Source organism: Streptomyces sp. NPDC014734 (assembly GCF_043083325.1).
Classification (GTDB): Bacteria; Actinomycetota; Actinomycetes; order Streptomycetales; family Streptomycetaceae; genus Streptomyces.
On sequence record NZ_JBIBYN010000016.1, the window covers coordinates 197,738 to 208,334 of the forward strand.

9 protein-coding genes are annotated in these 10,597 nt (G+C 72.0%); 7 read left to right on the plus strand and 2 right to left on the minus strand.

Annotated elements, in window-relative coordinates:
- The first annotated feature begins 108 nt into the window (after positions 1 to 108).
- Together ACF1CT_RS24500 and ilvD are read left to right on the plus strand one after the other, a co-directional pair.
- Positions 109 to 936, plus strand: coding sequence for a sugar phosphate isomerase/epimerase family protein (locus ACF1CT_RS24500; RefSeq protein ID WP_391786058.1), 828 nt, complete (start codon positions 109 to 111; stop codon positions 934 to 936).
- Between the two features lie 200 nt (positions 937 to 1,136).
- Positions 1,137 to 2,987, plus strand: a complete 1,851-nt coding sequence (gene ilvD, locus ACF1CT_RS24505; RefSeq protein ID WP_391786083.1) for a dihydroxy-acid dehydratase — start codon at positions 1,137 to 1,139, stop codon at positions 2,985 to 2,987.
- A gap of 113 nt (positions 2,988 to 3,100) precedes the next feature.
- On the opposite strand, the gene ACF1CT_RS24510 is transcribed toward ilvD, so the two are convergent.
- A complete protein-coding gene (locus tag ACF1CT_RS24510) occupies positions 3,101 to 5,419 on the minus strand; it encodes a serine/threonine-protein kinase (RefSeq protein ID WP_391786059.1) in 2,319 nt (772 codons plus the stop codon).
- 123 nt (positions 5,420 to 5,542) lie between these two features.
- Here ACF1CT_RS24510 and ACF1CT_RS24515 point away from each other — a divergent pair, with 123 nt between their 5' ends.
- The 4 genes from ACF1CT_RS24515 to proC all read left to right on the plus strand — a co-directional run bounded on the left by ACF1CT_RS24515 (position 5,543) and on the right by proC (position 8,398).
- The gene (locus tag ACF1CT_RS24515; RefSeq protein WP_391786060.1) at positions 5,543 to 5,872 is read left to right on the plus strand and encodes an SH3 domain-containing protein; all 330 of its coding nucleotides are present in this window, start codon (positions 5,543 to 5,545) and stop codon (positions 5,870 to 5,872) included.
- 79 nt (positions 5,873 to 5,951) lie between these two features.
- Positions 5,952 to 6,515, plus strand: coding sequence for a hypothetical protein (locus ACF1CT_RS24520; RefSeq protein WP_391786061.1), 564 nt, complete (start codon positions 5,952 to 5,954; stop codon positions 6,513 to 6,515).
- Between the two features lie 93 nt (positions 6,516 to 6,608).
- The gene (locus ACF1CT_RS24525) at positions 6,609 to 7,493 is read left to right on the plus strand and encodes a class I SAM-dependent methyltransferase (protein ID WP_391786062.1); all 885 of its coding nucleotides are present in this window, start codon (positions 6,609 to 6,611) and stop codon (positions 7,491 to 7,493) included.
- Between the two features lie 95 nt (positions 7,494 to 7,588).
- Positions 7,589 to 8,398 carry a pyrroline-5-carboxylate reductase gene (proC, locus tag ACF1CT_RS24530; protein ID WP_391786063.1) on the plus strand — a complete coding sequence of 270 codons (810 nt, stop codon included), beginning with the start codon at positions 7,589 to 7,591 and terminating at the stop codon, positions 8,396 to 8,398.
- Positions 8,399 to 8,430: 32 nt separating this feature from the next.
- Here the strand turns inward: proC and ACF1CT_RS24535 are convergent, their stop codons facing one another.
- The gene (locus ACF1CT_RS24535) at positions 8,431 to 9,015 is read right to left on the minus strand and encodes a cysteine hydrolase family protein (RefSeq protein WP_391786084.1); all 585 of its coding nucleotides are present in this window, start codon (positions 9,013 to 9,015) and stop codon (positions 8,431 to 8,433) included.
- Between the two features lie 161 nt (positions 9,016 to 9,176).
- On the opposite strand from ACF1CT_RS24535, the gene ACF1CT_RS24540 reads away from it, so the two are divergent.
- On the plus strand, positions 9,177 to 10,193 hold the full coding sequence (locus tag ACF1CT_RS24540) for a GlxA family transcriptional regulator (RefSeq protein ID WP_391786064.1): 1,017 nt from the start codon (positions 9,177 to 9,179) through the stop codon (positions 10,191 to 10,193).
- Positions 10,194 to 10,597 lie beyond the last annotated feature (404 nt).

Consider the following 10,597-nt stretch of genomic DNA (forward strand, 5'->3'; position numbering starts at 1 on the left):
TGCCTCCTCGGGCCCTGTCGCGCCTCCTGTCGTGCTTCCTCTCGTGCCCCTCGTCACTTTCCGCCGAGGGCTCTCGGCGGGGCGTATCCGTGCCCGTACGCTGTTCCAGTGGCAGAACCAGTGGTGCGCATCCCGGATGCGAAGGTCGCCCTGTCGACGGCTTCGGTCTACCCGGAGTCGACATCGACGGCCTTCGAGATCGCCGCGCGTCTCGGTTACGACGGTGTCGAGGTCATGGTGTGGACCGATCCGGTCAGCCAGGACATCGAGGCCCTGCGACGGCTCTCGGACTACCACCAGGTGCCGATCCTTGCCGTTCACGCGCCCTGCCTGCTGATCACACAGCGCGTCTGGTCCACCGATCCGTGGGTGAAGCTCCGGCGCGCCCGTGCCGCCGCGGAGAAGCTCGGGGCGACGACCGTGGTCGTTCATCCGCCGTTCCGCTGGCAGCGCGGCTACGCGCGCGACTTCGTCACCGGGATCTGGCGCATGGCGGACGAGACGGACGTCCGGTTCGCCGTGGAGAACATGTACCCCTGGCGCTACCGGGACCGCGAGATGCTCGCCTACGCACCCGACTGGGACGTCACCCACGACGACTACCGTCACTACACCGTGGACCTCTCGCACACCGCGACGGCCCGCACCGACGGCATGGCGATGGTCGGGCGGATGGGCGACCGGCTCGCCCATGTCCACCTCGCCGACGGCAAGGGCTCCAACAAGGACGAGCACCTGGTGCCCGGCCGGGGCGACCAGCCGTGTGCCGAACTCCTGGAGCACCTGGCCCGCACCGGCTTCGGCGGCCATGTCGTCATCGAGGTCAATACCCGCCGCGCCATGTCCACCGCCGAACGCGAGGCCGACCTGGCGGAGGCGCTCGCGTTCACCCGCCTCCACCTGGCGTCGTCCGCGACCGAGGCCCCGCGCTCCTGACCAGCGCCCCCGTACTCCTGGCCGCAGCCCCGCCCCCGCGCTCCTGACGCCGCCCCGCGCGGCACCACGTGGATTCAGACCCGGAGCCGGCCCGCCGTCCCCCGCCCCCGGCGTCCCGCATACCGGACACGGCGTCCAGATCTTGGAGCCGGAGGCGTACGCTCGGAAACAGTCTTTTCATGTCGAAGGAGCGAGAGACGATGCCCCAGCTGAGGTCCCGCACTGTCACCCACGGCCGCAACATGGCGGGCGCCCGCGCCCTTATGCGGGCCTCGGGCGTAGCGAGCGAGGACATCGGCAAGCCGATCATCGCGGTCGCCAACTCCTTCACCGAGTTCGTCCCCGGCCACACCCACCTGGCCCCGGTCGGCCGGATCGTCTCCGACGCCATCAAGGCCGCCGGAGCGGTGCCGCGCGAGTTCAACACCATCGCCGTCGACGACGGCATCGCGATGGGTCACGGCGGGATGCTGTACAGCCTCCCCTCCCGCGACCTGATCGCCGACTCCGTCGAGTACATGGTCGAGGCGCACTGCGCGGACGCGCTGATCTGCATCTCCAACTGCGACAAGATCACCCCCGGGATGCTGATGGCCGCGATGCGCCTGAACATCCCGACCGTCTTCGTCTCCGGCGGGCCGATGGAGGCGGGCAAGGCCACCCTCGTCGACGGCACCGTCCGCAAGCTCGACCTGGTCAACGCGATCAGCGACGCGGTCGACGAGAACATCTCGGACGAGGACATCCTCCGCATCGAGGAGAACGCCTGTCCCACCTGCGGCAGCTGTTCCGGCATGTTCACCGCCAACTCGATGAACTGCCTGACCGAGGCCCTCGGCCTGTCCCTCCCCGGAAACGGCTCCGTCCTCGCCACGCACACGGCCCGCAGGGCGCTGTACGAGGACGCCGGCCGCACGATCGTCGAGATCACCCGGCGCCACTACGAGCAGGACGACGCGACGGTCCTGCCGCGTTCCATCGGCACCCGTGCCGCGTTCGAGAACGCCATGGCGCTCGACATCTCGATGGGCGGCTCCACCAACACGATCCTCCACCTGCTCGCCGCGGCCCAGGAGGCGGAGCTCGACTACGACCTCGGCGACATGGACGCGATCTCGCGCCGTGTCCCCTGCCTGTCGAAGGTGGCGCCCAACGTGGCCCCCGGCGGCACGTACTACATGGAGGACGTGCACCGGGCCGGCGGCATCCCCGCCATCCTGGGCGAACTGCACCGCGCAGGGCTGCTCAACGAGGACGTGCACGCGGTCCACTCCGACTCCCTGGCCCAGTGGCTGAAGGACTGGGACGTCCGCGGCGGTTCCCCGTCCCCCGAGGCCGTCGAGCTGTGGCACGCGGCCCCCGGATGCGTCCGTTCCGCGACGGCCTTCTCGCAGTCCGAGCGCTGGGAGACCCTCGACCTGGACGCGGCGGGCGGCTGCATCCGCGATCTGGCGCACGCGTACTCCGAGGACGGCGGCCTCGCGGTCCTCAAGGGGAACCTCGCCGAGGACGGCTGCGTCGTGAAGACGGCCGGCGTCGACGAGTCGATCTGGACCTTCGAGGGCCCGGCGGTCGTCTGCGAGTCGCAGGAGGAGGCCGTCGACAAGATCCTCCGCAAGGAGATCAAGGAGGGCGACGTCGTCGTCATCCGCTACGAGGGCCCGCGTGGCGGCCCCGGCATGCAGGAGATGCTCTACCCGACGTCCTTCCTGAAGGGCCGCGGCCTCGGCAAGAGCTGCGCCCTCGTCACCGACGGCCGGTTCTCCGGCGGCACCTCCGGTCTCTCCATCGGGCACGCCTCGCCCGAGGCGGCGTCCGGCGGCACGATCGCGCTCGTCGAGGACGGCGACCGGATCAGGATCGACATCCCGAACCGTTCGATCGAGCTCCTCGTGTCCGGGGCCGAGCTGACCGCCCGCCGCGAGGCGCTGAACGGCGTGTACGCCCCGAAGAACCGCGACCGCAAGGTCAGCGCGGCCCTGCGCGCCTACGCGGCCATGGCGACGAGCGCCGACCGGGGCGCGGTGCGGGACGTGTCCAAGCTGGGCTGACGCCCCCCCGCCCTTCCCCGCCCGGACACGAGCCGGACCGGGACGACCGCGACGCGACCCCGACCGGGACGACCGCGACGGCGAACACGGACCCCGCTCCCAGGACCCCGCTCTCACCAGTGAGCGGGGTCCTCGCCGTCGACGGCGAACACGGACCCGTCGGGCGCGGTGCCGAACACGCTCCGGCCGACGGCGACCGGCGCGGGCAGTTCCGAGGCGTACGTGAGCTTCCCGTCCCGCAACCGTGGGGCCGTCTGCCCCAGGAGCTTGCCGTGCGCGGTGTCCACGGCCAGCAGCCGCCCGTCCGCCGCCGAGAAGTAGAGCCGGTCCCCGGCGGCGAGGACCGGCGCCGACGTCCGCCCGGCCGCGGTCTCCAGCTGCCAGCGGACCGCGTCGCCGCCGGACGGGGCGAGGTCGACGGCGACCAGGGTTCCGCCGCGGGCCAGCAGATAGGCGGTGTCCACGTCCACCACCGCCTCCGGCTCGTTCATCCGGAACGGCAGCGCGACACGGGCGACGCGCCTGGACTCCGGGTCGTAGCGGACGATGCCGACCGTCTGGGCGTCCCCGTTCATGGACGTCAGCACGAGGGCCCCGCCCGAGACCCCCACCGGCGTGAGCATGCCGTCCAGCCGCCGCTGCCACTCCTGCTGCCCCGACTGCACGGAGACGGCGGTGACCAGAGTGGTCGAGCCGTAGGCCGAGTGCTCGAAGGCGTAGGCGAGCCCCGATCCGCCGTCGTACAGCGCGTAGTCGGGGCGCCGGTGCCCCGCGAGCGCGTGCCGCCAGCGGGACACACCGGTCGCGGAGTCGAGTGCCTCGGTCGTGCCGTCCTCGGCGGTCAGCAGCAGCGTGTCACCCGCGGCGAAGGGGGTGCCGAGATACGGGGACAGGCTCGCCTCCCAGACCTGTTCACCCTTGACGGGGTCGTACGCGCGGACCTTCCGGCCCGGCACCGCCGTCTGCACCAGCCCGCCGGAGACCGACACCGCGCCCGTCGCCGAGGTGGTTCCGGCGGTGCGGCGGGACCACAGCACCCGGCCGTCCGCGGGATCCAGCCGGGCGGCGGCGACACCGTCCGCGGCGCAGTACAACGCGGCGGACGGGCCGCCGTCCCCCTCGTCGCTCGCGTCCGGGCCCGCGTCGGGAGCCCCCGCACCCTCCTCGCCGCCCCCGGCCGTGTAGCAGGCCGGGGTGGAACTCCCCGAGGCCGGGAGCGCGGTACGCCACGGCGCGGACGCCACCGGTTCCTTCACCCCGCCCGGGTCGCCGGGGCCGTCCGACTCGTCAGGGCCGCCGGGGCCGTCCACCGCACCGGCCGCCCACACACCACCGGCGCCCACGACGACCAGCGCGGCAGCGACCGCCAGCCACTGCTTCCGCTTCCGCCGGAAGCCGCCCGCTCCCGCCTTCCCCTCCGGTTTCCCGTCCGGTCCGACCGCATCCGCGCCCACATGCGTGTCGGCGTCGGCCCCGGACCCGCTCGCCGGGCCCGCCCCGGAACCGGCGGCGCCCGTTCCCGGCGCGGCCGGATCCCCCTCCGTGCCCCCGGCACGCCCCTCCGCCGTCCGGCGCCGCTGCGGCGGTATGAACGAGGCGGCGTCGTACGACGGAGGACGCAGCTCCGCCATGACCTCGCCCGGAGTGGGCCGCTGCGCCGGATCCTTCGCCAGACAGCGCGCGATCAGTGGGGCCAGGTCCTCGGGCACCCCCGTCAGATCGGCCTCGTCGTGCACCACCTGGTAGGCCACGATGTACGGACTGTCCGAGTCGAACGGCCCCCGCCCGGTCGCCGCGTGGACGAGCACCGAGCCCAGCGCGAACACGTCGGCGGCGGGCCCGACCTCACGCGGCCGCTGGAACTGCTCCGGCGCCATGTACGGCGGCGAGCCGATCAGCTTGCCCGTCTCGGTGCGCAGATCGCTGTCGTACGGGCGGGAGATCCCGAAGTCGATCACCTTGGGCCCGGAGTCGGGGAGGAGCACGTTGCTCGGCTTGAGATCGCGGTGGATCACCCCGGCCCGGTGGATGTCACGCAGTGCCTCGGCCAGACCGGCCGTCAGCCTGCGCAGTTCGGCGGGGACCATCGGCCCGTTCCGCTTCACCTGGTCGGAGAGCGTGGGACCGGGCACGTACAGGGTGGCCATCCAGGGCCGTGCGGCGTCCGGATCGGCATCGACGACCGATGCGGTGAAGGCACCGCTGACCCGCCTCGCCGCCCCGACCTCTTGCTGGAAACGGGCCCTGAACTCCGGGTCGGTGGAGTAGCGTTCGTGCACGACCTTGACGGCGAGCTGCAGCCCCGATGCCGAGCGGGCCAAGTGCACGACCCCCATGCCACCCGCGCCGAGGCAGGCTTCAAGGCGGTACTGACCGGCGTACTCCGGATGCTCCGCTTCCGGATTGGCCCCGGCACCTCGCAGCGGCGGCATCGCCCACCCCCGTGTGTTCGTCCGCAAGCGCGACGCACGGAGCCTAGTCGATGATGCGTGCGATGCGGATGGGGCTTGTAGCCTGCGCGTCGTAGACATCGACTCTCAACGGGGGAGGGCCTCATGGCCATGGACGAGCAGATCGAAACGACCACCGAAGCGGAAGCGGAAGCGGCGGACGTCACCGCGCTCGCGGGCGACGACGTCTTCCGGTACCCCATCGCACCCGGCTACCGCGTCAATGTCCGCAGGGGCCCCGGCACCCAGTACGGCATCGTCAGGACGCTTCCGTACGGAATGAAGGTCCCGGTCTACTGCCAGAAGCCGGGGGAGCGGGTCACCGGCCCGTACGGCACCTCGAACATCTGGGACAACATCGCCAACGGACAGTTCGTGTCGGACGCCTACGTCCACACCGGCAGCGACGGCTACATCGCCCCGCGCTGCGACTGACCGGCGCGGAGCGCCCGGCGGAGCACGGAGCCCCGGGCGCTCCGCCGGGCGTCGGACCGGCCCGGGGATAATCGACTTCGTGAGCGAGAACAGCGAAGCCCCCGACGCCACCCCTGCCGGAGCCGCGTCCGCAGAAACCGGCTCCGGCTCCGGCACCCCCGGCCCGCGGCCCGAGCCCCTCCTCTTCTTCGGTACGACCTGGGTCGACCACAGCGGGGGCTACGGGCTGCGCCGGGCCGGGGCGGCGGTCGGCTCGCTGGTCGCGACGGTCGCCGCCTGCTTCGTGCTCCGGTTCGCCTACCAGGGACTGGAGATCGCCGACGTCGGCAACGCCGTCGGCATCCTGGTCGTCGTGATGTTCGCGATCTGCAGCGCCGTCGCCTTCCGCAGGACCTGGGCGGGATTCGGCCGACGGCCCGCCGATCCGGCGCGCGAGGCGAGCCTGCGCGGGCTCAAGACGATCGGCTTCATCGGCTCGCTGGTCGCCTACTTCCTCCGTACGTTCCTGGAAGCCCCGGGGGAGGGGCTGCGCCGCACGGAGTACGAGACGGCACTGGCCCGTTACGAGAAGCGCCGTTCGGCCCGCACCGGGAACCCGGCGGCCCGCAGGTCCGCCAAGGGCAAGCGCCCGAAGCGGAAGTAGCCGGCCCCGGGCGTCGGGCGGGCAACGCTCCCACGGGAGCGGACACCGCTTTTTCATGGGACAGGACGCACCCGCGCACGACACGATGCACCCATGTCCTCCACGCCCCCCGTGCCCCCTGTCCCTCCCGTGCCCCCCGTCCCTCCCGTGCCTCCCTCCGGAGCCGACGGCACCGAGGAACCGGACGAGACCACCGCCTCCGCCCCGGAACCGGCCCGCGCGCTCTCCTTCGACCGTGCGGCAGCCCAGTACGCCGCGTCCCGCCCCGGATACCCGCCCGCCCTCCTCGACACCGTCGAGGAGTTGGCCGGCCGCCCCCTGCGCGGGGCCCGCACCGCCGACGTGGGCGCGGGTACGGGCATCGCCACCCGGCTGCTCCACGACCGGGGAGCCCGCGTCGTCGCGGTCGAACCGGGCCCCGGCATGGCCGCCGAACTGCGCCGGGCACTCCCGCACGTACCGGTCGTGCGCGGAGACGGGAACCGCCTCCCGCTCGCCACCGCGTCGGCGGACCTCCTCACGTACGCCCAGTCCTGGCACTGGACCGACCCGAACCGGTCCGTCCCCGAGGCACTCCGCGTCCTTCGCCCCGGCGGTGCCCTCGCCCTCTGGTGGAACGTCTCCGACAACTCCTTCCCGTGGATCGTCGAACAGGACGCCCGCCTGCGCAGCTTCCTCGGCGCCGGGGACAGTGCCCACGGATCACCGGTCCGCTCCCGGGACCTGCCCTCCGCGCTCGACTTCGCGCACCGCTCGGTGCCCTGGACGCGGCGCGTGTCCCTCGACACCCACCTGGCCAACCTCGGCAGCCACTCCGCCTTCCTCGTCCGCGGTGACGAGCCCACGCGGAGGTTCCTCGCACGGGAGCACGACCTGCTCGCGGAACTCTTCCCGGACGGCACGGTCGAGGAGGGCTACGTGGTCGACCTGGCCGTCGCGGTCCGCCCGGCCCGGCTCCCGTCCGCGATGCGAGGATGACGACGCGACACACACATCCGGCACGCACCGCATATCCCGCATACCCCGCACGCCCCGCACCGAGAACCAAGAGCACAGCCCGGAGGACGAACCACATGACCCAGACAGTTGCCGTCCTCGGCACCGGCAAGATCGGCGAGGCCCTGCTCAGCGGCATGATCCGGGCGGGCTGGCGTCCGGCGAACCTGCTGGTCACCACCCGCCGTTCCGAACGCGCCGAGGAACTCCGCAGCCGCTACGGCGTGGACTCCGTGAACAACGCCGAGGCCGCCGCACGCGCCGACATCCTCATCCTCGCGGTGAAGCCCCAGGACATGGGCCGGCTCCTCGACGAACTCGCCCCCCACGTCACCGCCGACCGCCTGGTCATCAGCGCCGCGGCCGGCATCACCACCGCGTTCATCGAGGACCGCCTCACCGCGAACACCCCGGTCGTGCGCGTCATGCCGAACACCCCCGTCCTCGTCGACGAGGGCATGTCCGTCATCTCCGCGGGCAGCCACGCCACCACCGAACACCTCACGACCGCCGAGGCGATCTTCGGCGGCGTCGGCAAGACGCTCAGGGTGCCCGAGTCCCAGCAGGACGCGGCGACCGCGCTCTCCGGTTCGGGGCCCGCGTACTTCTACTTCCTGGTCGAGGCGATGACCGACGCGGGCATCCTGCTCGGCCTGCCCCGCGCCCAGGCCCACGAACTGATCGTCCAGGCCGCCATCGGTGCCGCCGTGATGCTCCGCGACAGCGGCGAGCACCCGGTCAAACTCCGCGAGGCCGTCACCAGCCCGGCCGGCACCACCATCAGCGCCATCCGCGAACTGGAGAACCACGGCGTACGGGCCGCGCTCATCGCCGCCCTCGAAGCCGCCCGCGACCGCAGCCGCGAACTCGCCTCCGGCAACGGCTGAACAAGCCCCTGAGCGAGTGATCGAGGCCGCCCCTACCCGGCGGCCTCGATCAGCTCCGCGCTGCGCACCACCGTCGCGAACCCACCGCCGTGCAACGACACGGCGGTGGCACGCGCCAGCTCATCCGCGTCCAGCCGCCAGCCCCACGGCCCGACGAGGTCGAAGGTGTACGTGGCATCCAGCGCGAAGAACACCTCGTACCCGAGGTTCCCCGCCAGCCGCGCCGTCGTCTCCGCGCACATGTTGGTCTGGATGCCGGCCACCACGACCTGCCGCACTCCGGTCCGGTCCAGCCACTCGGCCAGGTCGGGCGTGCCGTGGAACGCGGAGTTCACGGACTTCGTCAGCAACAGCTCGGGCCCGCTCCCCTTCCCCCGCCGTTCCTCCACGTACCCCTTGAAGTCGTTGCCCGGCTGCCCCACGCGCAGCGGCGAGTCCGGCTTCGGCGAGTCGTGCCGCACGAACACCACGGGCCGCCCGGTCGCCTGCCAGGCATCGATCAGCCCCGCGATGTTCCCGTCCGCCCCGGGATTGTTCCGCGCCCCCCAGTACGCCACCTCCTCGAAGCCCACCTGAACATCCACCACGACCAACGCCGCGTCCCCCGCGATCCGCATCCCCCTGGTCACCGGCCCCGTTTCCGTCCCCGTCGCCATCGTCTCCCGCTCCCTCTTCCTCGCCGTTTCCGTCTCCATGGCAACGATCCTGCCGCCCCGCGCCCCCATGCCCCAGAGGTCAAAAAGCCATCGACCGATGGCTTGCTGCCACCATGTCCACCATGTCGACGTCCCCACCCGCCCCGCGTCCCCGCATCGCACTCGTCTCCTTCCCCGGCGTCCGCGCGTTCGACGTCTCGGTCATCACCGAGGTCTGGGGCGTGGACCGCACCGATCGGGGTGTCCCGCTCTTCGATCTGCGCCGCACCGCCGCCGACCCGGCTCCCATCCCCCTGCGCGGCGGGCTCGCCCTCACCCCGGACCGCACCCTCGCCTGGCTCGCCCGCGCCGACCTTGTCGTCGTCCCCGGTCTCGACGACCACCTGACACCCGCGCCCGAACCGGTACTCGAAGCCCTGCGCCGCGCCCACGCCCGGGCGATCCCCGTCGCGGCCCTCTGCGGCGGAGCCTTCACCCTCGCCCAGGCGGGTCTCCTCGACGGACGCCGGGCCGTCACCCACTGGAACCTCGTCGACCTCCTGCGCACCCACCACCCCCGTGTGACCGTCGTACGTGACGCGTTGTTCCTCCAGGACGACAACATCTGGACGTCGGCCGGCACCGCCGCCGGGATCGACCTCTGCCTCCAGCTCGTCCGTACGGCGCACGGTGCCGAGACGGCCGCGACGATCGCCCGTTCGATGGTCACCGCCCCTTTTCGCACCGGCACCCAGGCCCAGTTCATCGAGCACCCCACCCTCCACACCGACCGGGACGCCGACGCCCTCGCCTCGGTGCGCGCCCACGCCCTGGCCCATCTGGCCGAACCTCACACGGTTGCCGCGCTCGCCGCACGAGCGGGCATGTCTCCCCGTTCCTTCGCCCGTCACTTCCGGGCCACCACCGGCACGACCCCGCTCCGCTGGCTCATCGCCCAGCGCGTGGCCGCGGCCCAGAAGCTCCTGGAACAGACGGACCTGCCCCTGCCGGAGGTCGCCCGGCGCACCGGCTTCGGCAGCGAGATCACCATGCGCCAGCACTTCGCCGCCCAGCTCTCCACCAGCCCCCGCGACTACCGGCTCGCCTTCCACCTGACCCTTGACCAGCCGCGGGTTGACACGACACGCCCGCATCCGTAAGGTTCTCCGAGTTGTCCGACGTGAGCGCCGATCCGTCGGTCCCCGGACAACCATTCCGCAGTAACCACATTCGGTCGGCGACACTTGTCGCCGGACCTTCTGTGCGCATTTGCGAAATGAGGAATCCGCGTTCGAAGGAGCGCGACCCCGATTAGCGTCGGAGCCCACGATTCCGCTAAAGTCTCACTCGTCGGAACGGCTCAACGGCCGGGAGGACGAAACCCGCTGACTGGGAATCAGGCCCGAAAGGATCTGATAGAGTCGGACTCGCCGGAAAGGGAAACGCGAAAGCGTGGAACTGGAAAGCGACCCCGCTTCGACCGGGGGTCGGACACTGAAAAGGGTCTGATAGAGTCGGAAACGCAAGACCGAAGGGAAGAAGCCCGGAGGAAAGCCCGGAGAGT

Bases quoted from the DNA above. Each gene is read 5' to 3' on its own strand.
- ilvD (WP_391786083.1), top strand. From the start codon at position 1,137: ATGCCCCAGCTGAGGTCCCGCACTGTCACCCACGGCCGCAACATGGCG.
- ACF1CT_RS24510 (WP_391786059.1), bottom strand. From the start codon at position 5,419: ATGCCGCCGCTGCGAGGTGCCGGGGCCAATCCGGAAGCGGAGCATCCG.
- ACF1CT_RS24515 (WP_391786060.1), top strand. From the start codon at position 5,543: ATGGCCATGGACGAGCAGATCGAAACGACCACCGAAGCGGAAGCGGAA.
- ACF1CT_RS24525 (WP_391786062.1), top strand. From the start codon at position 6,609: ATGTCCTCCACGCCCCCCGTGCCCCCTGTCCCTCCCGTGCCCCCCGTC.
- proC (WP_391786063.1), top strand. From the start codon at position 7,589: ATGACCCAGACAGTTGCCGTCCTCGGCACCGGCAAGATCGGCGAGGCC.
- ACF1CT_RS24535 (WP_391786084.1), bottom strand. From the start codon at position 9,015: ATGCGGATCGCGGGGGACGCGGCGTTGGTCGTGGTGGATGTTCAGGTG.
- ACF1CT_RS24540 (WP_391786064.1), top strand. From the start codon at position 9,177: ATGTCGACGTCCCCACCCGCCCCGCGTCCCCGCATCGCACTCGTCTCC.